Origin of the sequence: Vibrio sp. ZF 223 (assembly GCF_003050585.1) — a bacterium.
In the GTDB taxonomy this organism is placed as follows: Bacteria; Pseudomonadota; Gammaproteobacteria; order Enterobacterales; family Vibrionaceae; genus Vibrio; species Vibrio crassostreae.
Window position 1 is genome coordinate 272,677 of record NZ_PIGB01000005.1, and the last position, 16,175, is coordinate 288,851.

Here is a 16,175-nt window from a genome sequence, read left to right on the forward strand (position 1 = left end):
TAAGTAATATGCACTTCAATCCCCCATTAGAGCCAGCGACTCTTATTAAACGCTATAAACGCTTTCTCACTGACATCAAACTTCCCGACGGCAGCGAGCGTACTATCCACTGTGCTAACACTGGAGCGATGACAGGATGTGCGACTCCTGGCAATACGGTGTGGTACTCAACCTCCGATAATGCAAAAAGAAAGTACCCAAACAGCTGGGAGATCTCAGAAACAGACAAAGGTCACCGGATTTGTGTAAATACTGCACGAGCAAACCAGTTGGCAGTGGAAGCAATTGAAAATAATACTATAGTTGAACTCTTAGGCTATAACGCGTTACGAACCGAAGTAAAATATGGCAGTGAGAATAGTCGCATTGATATTCTGCTTGAAGATAACGAAAAGCCGCCTTGTTATATCGAAGTAAAAAGCGTCACTTTGCTCGACGAGCAAGAAACGTCAACTAAAGGGCAAGGTTTTTTCCCTGATGCGGTCACCACCAGAGGCCAAAAACATCTGCGTGAACTCACAGAAATGGTCGAATCTGGAAATAGAGCCATACTTTTATTCACTGTTTTACATTCAGGTATTGAAAAAGTGTCTGCGGCACACCATATAGACGCCAAATATTCGTTATTACTAAAACAAGCACAAGACGCTGGAGTTGAAGTGCTTTGCTATAAAGCAGAGCTCAGCAATACTCAAATACAACTAAAACAAGCTGTTGAATTTATCAATAGCTAAGCAAAGATGCTGAACTAATCACATTGATTGCAAGTTTGAATAAGAGTATTTGCCACCATTCGTTCTTTCTGCTATAGATACCCGCCTTAAAATTAGCTGCTTTGCAGTTGACTAGGTGTAAATAGGAGATGCTGTATGCCAGAATCTAAGAAAAAAGCGCTAGGCATCCTAGCCATCGCAGGTGTTGAACCGTACCAAGAAAAGCCAGGTGAAGAGTACATGTCACCTGAGCAAACGGAACATTTTACAAAAATTTTAGCAGCTTGGCGCAACCAGCTCAGGGAAGAAGTTGATCGTACTGTGCACCACATGCAGGACGAAGCAGCGAATTTCCCAGACCCAGTTGACCGTGCTTCTCAAGAAGAAGAATTCAGCCTAGAGTTACGTAACCGTGACCGTGAGCGTCGTCTTATCAAAAAAATTGAGAAGACATTAGACAAGATCGAAGAAGACGATTTCGGCTTCTGTGATTCTTGCGGTATCGAGATTGGCATTCGTCGCCTTGAAGCTCGTCCAACTGCTGATCTTTGTATTGACTGTAAAACACTTGCAGAGATCAAAGAGAAACAGATGCAAGGTTAATTCTTGCAGATGTAAAGAAAGGGAGCCTTGGCTCCCTTTTTTGTTGGTGAACTCAGCGTTAAAGCGCGAGTTAGAAACAATAATACGACAGTTAAACGTCTTAAGAATCAGCTACCGCGGTACCATTTAGATTAGGTTGTTCACTCATGAATTATATCGGGCGCTTTGCACCATCACCGTCAGGTCCTCTTCATTTTGGCTCACTTGTTGCTGCTCTAGGTAGCTACTTTCAGGCGAAATCTAACCAAGGAAAATGGTTAGTTCGTATGGAAGACCTAGATCCTCCAAGAGAAATGGCCGGCGCTGCAGACCTCATTCTTAAGACGCTTGAGGCTTACCACCTATTTTGGGATGGTGAAGTCGTCTATCAAAGCCAACGTCATGGCTTGTATCAAGCTCAAATCGATCAATGGGTCGCAGACAATCAAGCCTACTACTGCCAATGTACTCGTAAGCAGATAAAGGCTTTGGGTGGCTTTTACAATGGTCACTGTCGAGATGCAGGCTTAATCGATTCAGGTGAACAAGCGGTGCGCTTGCGCATGGATTTTCCTGTAGAGTCCTTTGATGATGTGCGCCACGGCACGATTCAAATCCCTAAAGCATTAGCTGAAGAAGATTTTATTATTAAACGCAGAGATGGATTGTTTGCCTATAACTTGGCCGTTGTCCTTGATGACATCGAACAAGGAGTAACGGAAGTCGTAAGAGGCGCAGACCTGATAGAGCCAACAGGCCGTCAAATCAGTTTATATAAGACGCTCAAGCAAAAAACAGTGAGCTACTTGCACTTACCATTGGCAACCGATGACTTGGGGAATAAACTGTCAAAACAGAACCATGCCACCGCAATCAATCTCGACAATCCAAAACCAATGTTACTCAACGCGATGCGATTCTTAGGTTTTGATATCCCGACAGCCCTTTGTGAGGCTTCAATGGATGAGATTTTATTGTGGGGCTGCCAACAATGGAACGTCAGTCAGTTACCTGATAGTTTACAAAAAGAGCACTGTAATTAGCTCGAAACTCACGGCAAATAGCAAAAACGACACATAAAAATGCCATAACCAACCACTGTGGTTAAGCAGACGATGTTCTCAAATGGCTCGCGCTAAGCTATTATTAGCCGCAATTAAACTCTGCACTACCACTTTGGACTAAGAGAAAAACAAAGTTGGCGATACCTACTTTGTTCTAAACTAATGAATACAAACGACAATACCCCAAGCGAACAACGCGGATTCCACGAATTAGCTCTGAATATTTATACTCGTCAAGAGCACAATATTTCACGCAAGCAGATCAGCGACAACGCACTAAAAGTGCTATATCGTCTGAATGGTGCGGGTTTTGACGCATTTCTAGTCGGTGGTGGTGTACGCGATATCTTATTAGGCTCTCAGCCAAAAGATTTTGATATTGCGACCAACGCAACGCCAGAGCAAATCAAACACCTCTTCAGAAACTGTCGCCTTATCGGTCGCCGTTTCCGCTTGGCACATATCATGTTTGGTCGTGACATCATTGAAGTGGCAACTTTCCGTGGCCACCACCAAGAGCCATCGAAAAACGTGTCTGCACAATCGAAAGAAGGGATGCTATTGCGCGATAACGTGTATGGCAGTGTTGATGAAGATGCAGAGCGTCGTGATTTCACAATCAATGCGATGTACTACAACATTGCTGACTACAGCATCCACGATTACGCGGGTGGTGTAGAAGATTTAGAAGATAAACTGATCCGCCTGATTGGCGATCCAGAAACGCGTTATCGTGAAGACCCAGTACGTATGCTACGTGCAATGCGCTTCGCCGCTAAACTGGATTTCGATATTGAAGAAGACACAGCTGACCCGATTGAAGAGTTAGCGCACCTTCTAAGAGATATCCCAGCAGCGCGTCTTTACGAAGAGTCTCTGAAATTGCTGCAATCAGGTCACGGTTTAGAAACCTACCACCTAATGCGCGAGTACAACCTCTTTCAACAGATGTTCCCAGCTGTAGCGGAATACTTCACAGAAGATTACGACTCTCACACAGAGCAGATGCTTGATTTGGTTCTCGATTCAACCGATCTTCGCATCGAAGATGGTAAGCGAGTAAACCCAGCATTCATGTTCGCAGCGATGCTTTGGTACCCAATGAACAAGCTGGCAGACAAACTTGTCGCTGAACAGGGTATGGCGCACTACGACGCGATCATGGAAGCGAGTAACATCATTCTTGATCAGCAAGTAAAGTCTATTGCTATTCCTCGTCGTCACACCGCAACCATTCGCGAAGTTTGGCAACTGCAACTTCGACTGCCTCGTCGCAACGGTAAACGCGCTGTTCGTCTAATGGAGCTCAACAAGTTCCGTGCAGGCTACGATTTCCTAGAAATGCGTGGTGAGATTGAAGGTGGCGAAACTAAAGATCTTGCGAAATGGTGGGAGCGTTATCAAACAGCCGGTCGCAACATGCGTCAAGCGATGGCTAACGACGTTGCAGCACCATCAAAGTCAGGCCATCGTCGCCGTAAGACTTACCGAAACAAAAAGAGTAAGCAATCAGAATGATAACGGCTTACATTGCGGTCGGCAGCAACCTTGCCAACCCAGTTAGCCAAGCAAATTTGGCTATCGAAACGCTAAAAAGCCTACCGCGATCAACGTTTATTGCGACCTCTCAGCTATATAGTAGCACTCCAATGGGGCCGCAAAATCAACCGGACTACATCAACGCGGTAGTCGCTATCCAAACCGAATTAACGCCAATTGAACTGCTTGATTGCACTCAAAAAATCGAGTTAGAGCAAGGGCGCGTCCGTAAAGACGAGCGTTGGGGGCCAAGAACCTTGGACCTCGACATTGTGTTATACGGCAATGAGGTGATCGATTCAGAGCGCTTAATCGTTCCTCATTACGGAATGAAAGAACGAGAGTTTGTACTCTACCCGCTTGCTGAAATCGCACCAAGTTTACAACTCCCTGATGGGACTGAGCTGACAGAACTACTGAAAATAGTAGATAAGAACGGGCTCAATGTTTGGCAACAATAGCCAAGCGCATTAAGGAAAACCAATGAAAAAAGTAACCATTAACGACCTGATCAAATGCAAACGTGAAGGCCGTAAATTCGCGACGTCGACAGCTTATGATGCGAGCTTTGCTCAATTATTCGAAAGCCAAGAGATGCCTGTACTACTTGTCGGTGATTCACTAGGGATGGTTCTACAAGGCCATAACGATACATTACCTGTCACCGTTGAAGATATTGCTTACCATACTCGCTCAGTGCGTGCTGGTAGCCCTAATTGCCTTCTTATGGCTGACATGCCTTTCATGAGCTACGCGACTCCAGAGCAAGCTTGTGAAAGCGCAGCTACCTTGATGCGTGCTGGCGCGAATATGGTAAAAATCGAAGGCGGAAGCTGGTTGGTTGATACTGTAAAGATGCTAACAGAACGTGCAGTACCAGTATGTGCACACTTAGGCTTAACACCTCAGTCTGTGAACATTTTTGGTGGTTACAAAATTCAAGGTCGTGACGACGAGCAAGCCGACAAAATGGTTGCTGACGCGCTAGCCCTGCAAAACGCAGGCGCTCAAATCGTTCTACTTGAATGTGTGCCAGCTTCATTGGCAAAACGAATTACAGAAGCTTGTGACGTACCGGTTATCGGTATCGGCGCCGGCAATGTTACCGATGGTCAGATATTGGTTATGCATGACATGTTCGGTATTTCTGCGAACTACATGCCGAAGTTCTCTAAGAATTTCCTAGCAGAAACCGGTGATATGCGTAAGGCAGTAGCTCTATACAAAGAAGAAGTAGAGAGCGCGCGCTTCCCTGATGAAGCTCATACAATCGCTTAGGAGTAAGTATGCAAACTTTTGCTGAAATAGCGGCTCTTCGTGAGCAGATTAAACAGTTTAAGCGTGATGGACGTACGGTTGCTTTTGTACCGACAATGGGAAACCTACATGAAGGCCACCTAACTCTAGTAAAGAAAGCTCGAGAACTGGCAGACATCGTTGTGGTAAGCATCTTTGTAAACCCAATGCAGTTTGACCGCGCCGACGACCTAAACAACTACCCTCGCACGTTAGAAGCAGATTTAAGCAAACTAACTGGCGAAGGCGTTGAGCTGGTATTTACACCAACGCCAGAGGTGATGTATCCAGATGGATTAGACAAACAGACGTTTGTTGAGGTCCCTGGCATATCTCACATGCTTGAAGGTGCATCTCGTCCAGGTCATTTCCGTGGCGTAGCGACGATTGTCACCAAGCTGTTTAACATTGTTCAGCCAGACTTTGCATGCTTCGGCAAAAAAGACTTCCAGCAGCTTGCTGTTATTCGCCAGATGACCACTGACTTAGCGTTAGACATTAAAGTTGTGGGCGTTGCGACCGTTCGTGAAATGGACGGCTTGGCAATGAGCTCTCGCAATAGCAATCTAACGATTGACGAACGCCAACGAGCACCAGTTCTAGCGCGTACTATGCGCTGGATCAGCAGTGCTATTCGTGGTGGTCGCGATGACTACGCATCAGTAATTGAAGATGCAACCGACCAGCTACGCGCTGCAGATCTTCAACCAGATGAGATATTCATTTGTGATGCGAAAACGCTACAAGCGATCACTCCAGAATCCACTCAAGCTGTGATTCTTATGTCAGCTTTCCTAGGTAAGACTCGTCTTATCGACAACCAAGTTCTCGACTTGGTAACGGAAACCAAAGAAGAAGTGAAAGAAGAAACCGCTGAGTAATCGCTTTCTTCTCTAAACACAAAGCAAAAGCACAAGTGAAAGAGACAAAAAAGGTCGATGTAATATCGACCTTTTTCTTTGCCTGCAATTCTGGCTAACTAGGTATTAACTACGTAAGCCAATACCCTTTGTCACTAGGTAGTGTGCAATGCCATACAACAGCACGATAAACACGCCTAGTACGCCAAACGACGTCACGATACCCACATCAGACACACCCAGAAAGCCATATCTAAACGCGTTTACCATGTAGACAATCGGGTTCAGCTTCGACACACCCTGCCAAAACTCAGGCAACAGGCTAATTGAGTAGAACACACCACCCAGATACGTCAGCGGCGTTAAGATGAAGGTTGGGATAATAGAGATATCATCAAACGTGCGTGCGAATACCGCGTTAATCAAGCCACCCAGAGCGAACACTACCGACGTTAAAAATACTGTCGCAATGATCACCCCCCAATGGTCAACTTGTAAGTCGACAAAGAACAAGGATACGAAGGTTACGATAGTGCCCACTAACAAACCACGCACTACACCACCCATTACGAAACCGGCGATAATCACGTAGTTAGGAACCGGAGCTACAAGCAACTCTTCAATATTCTTTTGGAACTTAGCACTAAAGAATGACGAGGCCACATTCGAATATGAGTTGGTGATCACCGACATCATGATCAGGCCTGGAACAATGTATTCCATATAACTGAAGCCGTTCATTTCACCAATACGAGCACCAATCAGGTTACCGAAGATGATGAAATAAAGCGTCATGGTAATCGCTGGCGGCACCAGAGTTTGCACCCAGATACGCGTGAATCGATTGATCTCTTTCGTCAACAAACTGCAGAAAGCTGTCCAATATAGGCTGTACATATTATTTACTCCCCTCACGGACAATACTCACGAATAGCTCTTCTAAACGGTTTGCTTTGTTACGCATAGAGAGGACTTTCACCTGTTGCTCGCTCAACTGAGCGAAGATGGTATTCAAACCTAGGTTTTTATCGATTTCGATTTCTAGCGAGCCATTGAGCATGACTTGGCTATTCACACCTTCAAGCTTAGGTTCTGTCGTGCCTTCTTCCAGATCCAGAATAAAGGTCTCAGCACTCAATTTGCCCAACAGCGCTTTCATGGTTGTGTTCTCAATCAACTCACCGCGATTAATGATGCCGATGTTGCGACACAACATTTCCGCTTCTTCTAGGTAGTGCGTGGTCAAGATAATGGTAATGCCCTGCTTCTCATTGATCTCTTTTAGGAATTCCCACATTGAACGACGCAGTTCAATATCAACACCCGCCGTTGGTTCATCAAGGATCAACAAATGAGGTTCATGCATCAATGCACGCGCGATCATCAAACGACGCTTCATACCACCAGACAAGTTACGCGCACGTTCGCCACGTTTTTCCCACAAATCGAGTTGAGATAGGTACTTTTTCGCTCGCTCTTTCGCCAATGCTTTTGGCACGCCGTAATAGCCCGCCTGTTGCAACACGATCTGTTCAACGGTTTCGAACGGGTTAAAGTTGAACTCTTGGGGCACTAGACCTAAGTTCTGCTTCGCCAACTCCAGATCAGTATCAATGTCGTAACCGAACACTTTAACCTTGCCTGAAGTTTTGTTTACCAGTGAAGAGATAACACCAATGGTGGTTGATTTACCCGCACCATTTGGACCAAGTAGTGCGTAAAAGTCGCCTTTTTCTACTTGTAAACTAACGCCCTTAAGAGCCTCGAAGCCCCCAGCATAAGTTTTTCTTAATTGCTCAATTTCTAATGCATACATAGAGATAGACTGCCATTTGCTATAGATAAGATGTAGACGACCGAGCTTGAGGAAGAGAGTAATGCTTAAAACGAGCTAGCAGAAAACTAACCCAAACTTGTTTACTCGGCCATTTTGCAAACAAGTTTATCGTTGATTAACGATGAATACAAATATCGTGTGAGAGTTTATTTCGAAAAAAATAAGCGTCTTGGCTACGTGAAGACTAAATCAATGTTCAGTAAATATAAAAATGCCGCTAAGTGATTCACTTAACGGCATTAATGATCAGCCTTGAAGTGAGCGTCTATAGCTTATTCATATCAGCTCATTCATGTTCGCTTATTACTGAAAATTAAACTGACTCAAATTGATGCTCATCTCTGTCGACATAGCTTGTTGCTGCCGTCAGCGCTTCATATCTGAATCGATAAGTGTTGGATTCAGGTACTAGGTCAATCACGTGGAACTTCTCTAGTTGCTGACGAGTATTCTCATTAGGACACAGCAGGTACACCTCACACTGCGCATCCAACGCATCTTTAATCGCATTCTCTAACGCAAGGCCAACAGTGACATCAATCATAGGGACATCTGTCAGGTCTAGAATCATCGCTTCATAGTCAGAGATACTTGAGTGCTGGCGTGAAATCGCCTTTGAAACGCTGAATATCATCGGCCCTGAAAGATAGAAGAAAAGAACCTTACCATTGGCACTATCGAGTAACTGACGTTCGCTATCGGTCAATGGGATATCGTCTTCATCATCACCATCACTGATCGCCTTAACTTGTCTGGCTTGTTCTCGGCTCAATCTTTCAATAATCAGAATATTCGAGATAAACACGCCCAATCCGACAGCAATAATCAAGTCGACAAACACAGTCAGGAGCATCACGCCGTACATCACGCCCATGCCGGCATAGCTAACCTTGTGTGCGCGTTGGATAAAACTCCAATCCAGGATATTGAAACCAACATACATCGCGATACCAGCCAGCACTGCCATAGGAATCGGTTCTGTTAAGCCACCCGCAACCAATACCACTAGCGCAAGTACTAAAGCTCGAATAACACCTGAAAGCGGAGAACGCGCTCCTACCTGAATATTAGTCACTGTCCCCATGGTTGCCCCCGCACCAGGCAGCGCACCAAACAGACCAGAGATCATATTCGCAATGCCTTGGCCGCGAAGTTCTTTGTCTGAGTCATGCTCTTTACGAGTCAGTGAGTCTCCGATAACCGCGGTAAGAAGCGTATCAATGCAGCCAAGCGTACCTAGTACCAAGGCATCAATAACCATGGTAGTGAACTGTTCAGCGCTGATTGTAGGGATAACGAGAGAAGGCAAACCGGCTGGGATTTCACCAATGCGGCGAATAGAATCGGTATCAAAAATAATGACAGACAAGAGCGTCACAGCAACCAAAGCGACCAGTTGAGCAGGCACATACTTACGATACTTAGCGGGAAAACCGAAAAGAATGCCGAGTGTCAAAGCGCCTAAAAACAGCTCACTGATTTTAAGATTAGCCAGTGTATCTGGAAGTGCGGAAAGCGTGCCCATCACCCCACCAGAAGGGGCGGCGTGTCCTAATAAAGGGGACAACTGCAGAATAATTAGAATAACGCCGATACCCGACATAAATCCGGAGATCACGCTATATGGCATCAAAGTAACGTATTTTCCGAGCTTTAACGTACCGAGTAGTATCTGAAATGCACCTGCCATCATTACCACGGTGAAGGTCATTGCCATTCCGGTTTCAGGATATTTAGCCACCATGCTGGTCATTACCGCCGTCATGATCACTGTCATCGGGCCGGTTGGCTCAGATATCAGGCTGCTTGAACCGCCGAACAAAGCTGCAAATAGGCCAACCATGATGGCTCCCCAAAGGCCAGCTTCCGCGCCCGCACCAGAAGCAACACCAAATGCCAATGCTAAAGGCAATGAGATGATGGCTGTAGTGACACCACCAAACATATCCCCTTTGAGATTGATATCCGTAAAACGACTTCCAAACAAAACACACCTTCCTGATGATGAAATGACAAACCTTATCACTTTAACAAATGTATCAAGTGTTCAGAAAGTGTTAATTCAATCACATTATTCATGTCTTATAACCGGATCATAGCTTCTACGCTAAGTTAATGATTTTAACGACGAGTACACGTCAGATGAGTACTATTTGACACAGTTTTTACGAGATTGAATTTGTAACATTGTGTATAGTTGAGATTCTTAATTAAGGGATGTAAGACGCAAAATGCCAGAGATTAAACAGCTTTTTGAAAACAACTCTAAATGGTCAGAAGAAATTCGCTCTCAACGACCTGAGTATTTTACAACGCTTGAAGAGGGTCAAAGCCCTGGTTTTCTATGGATTGGCTGCTCAGATAGCCGTGTTCCGGCCGAGCGTCTCACTGGTTTATATTCTGGCGAACTGTTTGTTCACCGAAATGTGGCGAACCAAGTGGTTCATACCGACTTAAACTGCCTCTCAGTTGTGCAGTACGCCGTCGATGTACTCAAAGTTAAACACATCATTGTCTGTGGTCACTACGGTTGTGGCGGTGTTAATGCGGCGATTGATAACCCTAAACTTGGCCTTATCAACAACTGGTTACTTCATATCCGTGATAACTACCTAAAATACCGTAAGCAAATCGAAGGGCTACCTCGTGAGCAATGGGGTGACAAGTTGTGCGAAATTAACGTCGCAGAACAGGTTTATAACCTAGGCAACTCAACCATTATGCAGAATGCGTGGGAGCGTGGCCAAGAAGTTGAAATCCACGGTGTGGTTTATGGTATTGGCGATGGCAAGCTGCAAGACCTTGGCGTACGTTGCTCAAGTAACGATACCCTAGAGAACAGTCACTTAGATGCATTAAACAAGATCTTAACGACGCCTCTTCTTAGTCAACAAAGCTAACCCCCCTTCTGTAATAAATACAAAAAGCCCGCATCAAGCGGGCTTTTTAATGACTTCTAAACCACAAGCGCAATGATTACTCTTGAGGTACTACCTTACCGATGTACGGTAGGTGACGATATTTTTGTGCGTAGTCGATACCAACACCAACAACGAACTCATCTGGGATTTCAAAACCAATCCACTTTGTATCTACAGTCACTTCACGGCGAGAAGGTTTGTCTAGTAGCGTACAAATTTCGATAGACTTAGGGCCACGTAGGCTTAGAATCTCTTTCACCTTAGTCAGCGTGTTACCCGTATCGATAATATCTTCTACAAGTAGAACGTCTTTACCTTGAATATCATCATCAAGGTCTTTCAAAATACGAACATCACGTGAGCTTTCCATGCCGTTGCCGTAGCTAGACGCGGTCATGAAATCAACTTGGTGAGTTAAATCGATAGCACGAGCAAGATCTGCCATAAAGACAAAAGATCCACGCAATAAGCCAACTAAAACTAGATCTTCACTACCTTTGTAGTGCTCCGTGATCTGTTTGCCTAGTTCGTTCACTCGATCCTGAACTTCTTGCTCAGAGATCATGACTTCAACTGTATGCTTCATACTGCTCTCATTCTATTTGGTGATTGCGACGAATGTTGACAGTTTCGTCAGTTGTGTCGCTCAATTTTGTGCGTAAGTCTAGCACTGCTCAAATACCCACACCACCTTATGGTTCGAATTTACTGTCAGATTCTCAACGAAATGTGCGCTGGTGCCTTATCCAATACTCGTCTCCTTTCACATCAATGCTGATCACGCTTTATGTATCAAGTTTGATGTAACTGTCTATAAAACAAGCTGAAAGGATTGACCATTCGCATATGCACCATTACACTCATCTTGGCTTAAATAATAATAAAATCATTAATATAAAAAAATCGTTGGCAAGGAAAATAAAATGGACTCAATCTCTAAGAGACCTAGAACTAGGCTTTCACCTTTAAAAAGAAAACTTCAGCTGATGGAAATCGCGCTTGAAGTGTTCTCTCGTCGCGGCATTGGCCGTGGTGGTCACGCTGACATTGCAGATATCGCTCAGGTATCAGTAGCAACAGTATTTAACTACTTCCCTACTCGTGAAGATCTGGTTGATGAAGTGCTTAATCATGTTGTCCGTCAATTCTCAAACTTCCTTTCAGACAATATCGATCTAGATATTCACGCAAAACAAAACCTACATAATATTGCGACTGAAATGGTGACACTAGTAGCTCAAGACAGCCACTGGTTGAACGTATGGTTCGAATGGAGCGCATCGACGCGTGATGAAGTATGGCCACTGTTCGTAACAACAAACCGCACTAACCAAATGTTGGTACAAAACATGTTTAGTAAAGCGATTGAGCGCGGCGAAGTTTGTGACGATCACGATCCTAAGCATCTAGCGAACCTATTCCACGGCATCTGCTACTCGCTATTCATCCAAGCGAAACGTGTAGAAACACCTGAAGAGCTTTCAAGCTTAACAGATAGCTACTTAAACATGCTGTGCATTTATAAATAGATTCGAGATTCGAGATTCGAGATTCGAGATTCGAGATTCGAGATTCGAGATTCGAGATTCGAGATTCGAGAAAAATTGTGAAGGGTTGACCTAGTAGATCAACCCTTTTTGTTTTGATGTACTCGCTTTTCGTATCTCGGAGCGCAGCGTACTCGCATCTCGAAGTGAAACGTTACTGCTCTTTACCTCAGACATAAAAAAGCCGCTGACGAATCAGCGGCTTTTAAAAACATTAGCGAGTGGTTAAAGGAGAATTACTTCTTCTTTTTAACTGCTTTTTTGTTTGGAAGGTCAGTGATTGAACCTTCGAATACTTCCGCAGCTAGACCAACAGACTCGTGTAGAGTTGGGTGAGCGTGGATAGTAAGAGCGATATCTTCTGCATCACAACCCATTTCGATTGCTAGGCCGATTTCGCCAAGAAGTTCACCACCGTTAGTACCAACAACAGCACCACCGATTACACGATGAGTCTCTTTATCAAAGATCATCTTAGTCATACCGTCAGCACAGTCAGAAGCGATTGCACGACCAGAAGCAGCCCAAGGGAAAGTAGCAACTTCGTAGTTGATGCCTTCCGCTTTCGCTTCTTTCTCAGTCTTACCTACCCAAGCAACTTCTGGCTCAGTGTACGCAATTGATGGGATTACTTTAGGGTCGAAGTAGTGCTTCTTACCAGAGATAACTTCAGCAGCTACGTGACCTTCATGCACACCTTTGTGAGCAAGCATTGGTTGACCAACAACGTCACCGATCGCGTGGATGTGAGGAACGTTTGTACGCATTTGCTTATCAACATTGATGAAACCACGCTCATCAACTTCGATACCAGCTTTTTCAGCGTCGATAAGTGCACCGTTTGGAACACGACCGATAGCAACAAGAACAGCATCGTAGCGCTCAGCTTCAGCTGGTGCTTTTTTGCCTTCCATTGAAACGTAGATACCGTCTTCTTTCGCTTCAACAGCAGTCACTTTAGTTTCAAGCATTAGCTTGAACTTGTTCTTAATACGTTTAGTGAAAACTTTAACGATGTCTTTATCCGCAGCAGGGATAACTTGATCGAACATCTCTACGACTTCAACTTTAGAACCTAGAGAGTGGTAAACCGTACCCATCTCAAGACCGATGATACCGCCGCCCATGATAAGCAGTTTTTCAGGTACTTCGTTTAGTTCTAGTGCATCCGTAGAATCCCAAATACGTGGGTCTTCATGTGGGATGAAAGGAAGTTTGATTGGGCGAGAACCCGCAGCAATGATTGCGTTGTCGAAGTTAACAGTTGTTGCTTCGCCTTCGCCTTCAACAAGAATGCTGTTAGGACCAGTGAACTTACCGAAACCGTTAACAACAGTAACGTTACGCATCTTAGCCATACCGCCAAGACCGCCAGTTAGTTGATCAACTACTTTTTCTTTCCAAATACGGATCTTGTTGATGTCCGTTTGTGGCTCGCCGAATACAACGCCGTGCTCTGCCATCGCTTTAGCTTCTTCGATTACTTTAGAAACGTGAAGAAGTGCTTTTGATGGAATACAACCAACGTTTAGACATACACCACCAAGAGTGCTGTAACGTTCAACTAGTACTGTTTCTAGACCTAAATCCGCACAACGGAATGCCGCTGAGTAACCAGCAGGACCTGAACCAAGTACAACAACTTGGGCTTTAATTTCTTTGCTCATTGTGACCTCTTGTAGTCATTATCCCTAACAGGCTGAGTAGATGTTCTTAAAATTATTGGGCTTTCAAACAGGAAACATTTTACAGAGATGTTAACAGTGTGAAAGTAGCTTTAAGTTAGCCTGTGAGCTAGACAACAATTCCCTATCAGATTATGAGAAATGCAGGAAACTGTTCTCTAAAAATAGTCTTTATATAAAGAATTAAGGTGACCCGAAAGTCACCTTAATAATTACTTTCTCAATTACAGTACTAGACGACGAATGTCAGATAGTGCGCTGTTTAGGAAAGTAATGAAGCGTGCACCTTCAGCACCATCGATCACACGGTGGTCGTATGATAGAGACAGTGGAAGCTGTAGACGTGGTTGGAACTCTTTACCATTCCAAACTGGCTTAATTTCAGACTTAGATACACCTAGGATACCTACTTCTGGAGCATTTACGATTGGAGTAAATGCAGTACCGCCAATACCACCAAGGCTAGAGATTGTGAAACAACCGCCTTGCATGTCTGCCGCTGTTAGCTTACCAGAACGTGCTTTCTTAGAAACAGCCATTAGCTCTTCAGATAGCTCGTAAATGCCTTTCTTGTTCACGTCTTTGAAAACAGGAACAACTAGACCGTTTGGTGTATCAACAGCGATACCCACGTTTACGTACTTCTTAAGAATGATGCTTTCGCCATCTTCAGAAAGAGAAGAGTTAAACGCTGGGAATGCTTCTAGCGCTTTAGCAACAGCTTTCATGATGAACACAAGTGGAGTGATCTTCATGCCAGTGTCTTTCTTCGCTTCGATTGCGTTCTGTTCTTTACGGAATGCTTCTAGCTCAGTGATGTCTGCGTTGTCCCACTGTGTAACGTGAGGGATCATTACCCAGTTACGGTGCAGGTTAGCGCCAGAGATCTTCTTAATCTTAGAAAGCTTCTGAACTTCAGTTTCGCCGAACTTGCTGAAGTCAACTTTTGGCCATGGTAGTAGACCAAGAGCAGAACCGTCGCCGCCTTTGCCAGATGCAGCTGCACCAGACTCAAGACGCTTAAGTGCATCTTTAACGTAAGACTGAACGTCTTCTTTAAGGATACGGCTCTTACGACCAGTACCTTTAACCTTAGAAAGGTTAACGCCAAATTCACGAGCTAGACGACGAACTACTGGAGAAGCGTGAGCGTAGTCACCGTTCTCTTGGAAGTCGCCAGCTGCTGCTGGAGCCGCTGCAGGTGCTTCTGCTTTAGGAGCAGGTGCCGCCGCTGGAGCTGCTGCTTGTGCAGGTGCTGCAACAGGAGCAGGAGCTGCGCCTTCAACTACGAAAGTCATGATTAGAGAGCCAGTTGACACTTTGTCGCCAGCTGCAATCTTGATTTCTTTTACTGTACCAGCGAATGGTGCAGGAACTTCCATTGAAGCTTTGTCGCCTTCAACAGTAATTAGAGATTGCTCTTCTTCTACTGTATCGCCAACCGCTACCATGATTTCAGTAACTTCTACTTCGTCACCACCGATATCAGGAACGTTTACTTCTTTCTCAGCAGATGCTGCTGGAGCCGCTGCAACTGGTGCTGCCGCCGCAGGAGCCGGAGCTGCTGCAGGTGCTGAACCAGCCACTTCGAATACCATTACTAGAGAACCAGTAGAAACTGAATCACCAGAAGCGATCTTGATTTCTTTAACGATACCAGCGAATGGTGCAGGAACTTCCATAGAAGCCTTATCGCCTTCAACAGTAAGAAGAGATTGCTCTTCTTCTACTGCGTCACCGATAGCAACCATGATTTCAGTTACTTCAACTTCATCACCGCCGATGTCTGGTACGTGAACTTCTTTAAGCTCAGCCGCCGCTGCAGGAGCTGCAGCAACTGGTGCCGCTTCAACTGCTGGCGCAGCCGGTGCTGCAGCAGCACCTTCCGCTTCGAAGATCATGATAAGAGAACCAGTAGAAACTGAATCGCCTTCAGCTACTTTGATTTCTTTAACGATACCCGCTTGAGACGCTGGAACTTCCATTGAAGCTTTGTCGCCTTCAACAGTGATCAGTGACTGCTCTTCTTCAACCTTGTCACCAACGTTTACAAGAATCTCAGTTACTTCAACCTCGTCAGCACCGATGTCTGGTACATTAATTTCGATTGTCATTGTATTTACCTACCTTA

At 44.9% G+C, this 16,175-nt stretch carries 15 protein-coding genes; 9 read left to right on the top strand and 6 right to left on the bottom strand.

The window, feature by feature from the left end; all coding sequences use genetic code 11:
• The first annotated feature begins 8 nt into the window (after positions 1–8).
• The 7 genes from sfsA to panC all read left to right on the top strand — a co-directional run bounded on the left by sfsA (position 9) and on the right by panC (position 6,075).
• A complete protein-coding gene (gene sfsA, locus CWO13_RS12770) occupies positions 9–734 on the top strand; it encodes a DNA/RNA nuclease SfsA (RefSeq protein WP_107898710.1) in 726 nt (241 codons plus the stop codon).
• Positions 735–869: 135 nt separating this feature from the next.
• Positions 870–1,316, top strand: a complete 447-nt coding sequence (gene dksA / locus CWO13_RS12775; protein WP_004738189.1) for an RNA polymerase-binding protein DksA — start codon at positions 870–872, stop codon at positions 1,314–1,316.
• Positions 1,317–1,462: 146 nt separating this feature from the next.
• Entirely contained in the window at positions 1,463–2,338 is an 876-nt protein-coding gene (gluQRS, locus tag CWO13_RS12780; protein ID WP_107898711.1) for a tRNA glutamyl-Q(34) synthetase GluQRS, read from the top strand.
• 183 nt (positions 2,339–2,521) lie between these two features.
• Entirely contained in the window at positions 2,522–3,877 is a 1,356-nt protein-coding gene (pcnB, locus tag CWO13_RS12785; RefSeq protein ID WP_019819797.1) for a polynucleotide adenylyltransferase PcnB, read from the top strand.
• Entirely contained in the window at positions 3,874–4,359 is a 486-nt protein-coding gene (gene folK / locus CWO13_RS12790) for a 2-amino-4-hydroxy-6-hydroxymethyldihydropteridine diphosphokinase (protein WP_107898712.1), read from the top strand. The genes pcnB and folK overlap by 4 nt, the downstream gene beginning before the upstream one ends.
• Positions 4,360–4,381: 22 nt before the next feature.
• On the top strand, positions 4,382–5,176 hold the full coding sequence (panB, locus tag CWO13_RS12795; protein ID WP_017059433.1) for a 3-methyl-2-oxobutanoate hydroxymethyltransferase: 795 nt from the start codon (positions 4,382–4,384) through the stop codon (positions 5,174–5,176).
• An 8-nt stretch (positions 5,177–5,184) separates the two neighbouring features.
• Positions 5,185–6,075 carry a pantoate--beta-alanine ligase gene (gene panC, locus CWO13_RS12800; RefSeq protein WP_048658188.1) on the top strand — a complete coding sequence of 297 codons (891 nt, stop codon included), beginning with the start codon at positions 5,185–5,187 and terminating at the stop codon, positions 6,073–6,075.
• Positions 6,076–6,180: 105 nt separating this feature from the next.
• Here the strand turns inward: panC and CWO13_RS12805 are convergent, their stop codons facing one another.
• From CWO13_RS12805 to CWO13_RS12815, 3 genes are all read right to left on the bottom strand, one after another.
• On the bottom strand, positions 6,181–6,951 hold the full coding sequence (locus tag CWO13_RS12805; RefSeq protein WP_010435987.1) for an ABC transporter permease: 771 nt from the start codon (positions 6,949–6,951) through the stop codon (positions 6,181–6,183).
• Between the two features lies 1 nt (position 6,952).
• Positions 6,953–7,870: an ABC transporter ATP-binding protein gene (locus tag CWO13_RS12810; RefSeq protein ID WP_048658189.1), complete on the bottom strand. Its 918-nt coding sequence runs from the start codon at positions 7,868–7,870 to the stop codon at positions 6,953–6,955.
• Positions 7,871–8,204: 334 nt separating this feature from the next.
• Positions 8,205–9,836, bottom strand: a complete 1,632-nt coding sequence (locus tag CWO13_RS12815; RefSeq protein ID WP_170960822.1) for a SulP family inorganic anion transporter — start codon at positions 9,834–9,836, stop codon at positions 8,205–8,207.
• 286 nt (positions 9,837–10,122) lie between these two features.
• Between CWO13_RS12815 and can the strand changes: the two genes are divergently transcribed.
• Positions 10,123–10,791, top strand: coding sequence for a carbonate dehydratase (gene can / locus CWO13_RS12820; RefSeq protein ID WP_048658190.1), 669 nt, complete (start codon positions 10,123–10,125; stop codon positions 10,789–10,791).
• Between the two features lie 76 nt (positions 10,792–10,867).
• Here can and hpt read toward each other — a convergent pair whose 3' ends face one another.
• The gene (hpt, locus tag CWO13_RS12825) at positions 10,868–11,398 is read right to left on the bottom strand and encodes a hypoxanthine phosphoribosyltransferase (RefSeq protein ID WP_017633235.1); all 531 of its coding nucleotides are present in this window, start codon (positions 11,396–11,398) and stop codon (positions 10,868–10,870) included.
• Positions 11,399–11,735: 337 nt separating this feature from the next.
• Between hpt and CWO13_RS12830 the strand changes: the two genes are divergently transcribed.
• On the top strand, positions 11,736–12,341 hold the full coding sequence (locus CWO13_RS12830) for a LuxR/HapR/OpaR family quorum-sensing transcriptional regulator (RefSeq protein ID WP_019824386.1): 606 nt from the start codon (positions 11,736–11,738) through the stop codon (positions 12,339–12,341).
• 254 nt (positions 12,342–12,595) lie between these two features.
• Here CWO13_RS12830 and lpdA read toward each other — a convergent pair whose 3' ends face one another.
• Positions 12,596–14,026: a dihydrolipoyl dehydrogenase gene (lpdA, locus tag CWO13_RS12835; protein ID WP_048659365.1), complete on the bottom strand. Its 1,431-nt coding sequence runs from the start codon at positions 14,024–14,026 to the stop codon at positions 12,596–12,598.
• Positions 14,027–14,268: 242 nt separating this feature from the next.
• Positions 14,269–16,158, bottom strand: a complete 1,890-nt coding sequence (aceF, locus tag CWO13_RS12840; RefSeq protein ID WP_107898713.1) for a pyruvate dehydrogenase complex dihydrolipoyllysine-residue acetyltransferase — start codon at positions 16,156–16,158, stop codon at positions 14,269–14,271.
• Positions 16,159–16,175 lie beyond the last annotated feature (17 nt).

Bases quoted from the DNA above. Each gene is read 5' to 3' on its own strand.
- sfsA (WP_107898710.1), top strand. From the start codon at position 9: ATGCACTTCAATCCCCCATTAGAGCCAGCGACTCTTATTAAACGCTAT.
- dksA (WP_004738189.1), top strand. From the start codon at position 870: ATGCCAGAATCTAAGAAAAAAGCGCTAGGCATCCTAGCCATCGCAGGT.
- gluQRS (WP_107898711.1), top strand. From the start codon at position 1,463: ATGAATTATATCGGGCGCTTTGCACCATCACCGTCAGGTCCTCTTCAT.
- pcnB (WP_019819797.1), top strand. From the start codon at position 2,522: ATGAATACAAACGACAATACCCCAAGCGAACAACGCGGATTCCACGAA.
- folK (WP_107898712.1), top strand. From the start codon at position 3,874: ATGATAACGGCTTACATTGCGGTCGGCAGCAACCTTGCCAACCCAGTT.
- panB (WP_017059433.1), top strand. From the start codon at position 4,382: ATGAAAAAAGTAACCATTAACGACCTGATCAAATGCAAACGTGAAGGC.
- panC (WP_048658188.1), top strand. From the start codon at position 5,185: ATGCAAACTTTTGCTGAAATAGCGGCTCTTCGTGAGCAGATTAAACAG.
- CWO13_RS12805 (WP_010435987.1), bottom strand. From the start codon at position 6,951: ATGTACAGCCTATATTGGACAGCTTTCTGCAGTTTGTTGACGAAAGAG.
- CWO13_RS12810 (WP_048658189.1), bottom strand. From the start codon at position 7,870: ATGTATGCATTAGAAATTGAGCAATTAAGAAAAACTTATGCTGGGGGC.
- CWO13_RS12815 (WP_170960822.1), bottom strand. From the start codon at position 9,836: ATGTTTGGTGGTGTCACTACAGCCATCATCTCATTGCCTTTAGCATTG.
- can (WP_048658190.1), top strand. From the start codon at position 10,123: ATGCCAGAGATTAAACAGCTTTTTGAAAACAACTCTAAATGGTCAGAA.
- hpt (WP_017633235.1), bottom strand. From the start codon at position 11,398: ATGAAGCATACAGTTGAAGTCATGATCTCTGAGCAAGAAGTTCAGGAT.
- CWO13_RS12830 (WP_019824386.1), top strand. From the start codon at position 11,736: ATGGACTCAATCTCTAAGAGACCTAGAACTAGGCTTTCACCTTTAAAA.
- lpdA (WP_048659365.1), bottom strand. From the start codon at position 14,026: ATGAGCAAAGAAATTAAAGCCCAAGTTGTTGTACTTGGTTCAGGTCCT.
- aceF (WP_107898713.1), bottom strand. From the start codon at position 16,158: ATGACAATCGAAATTAATGTACCAGACATCGGTGCTGACGAGGTTGAA.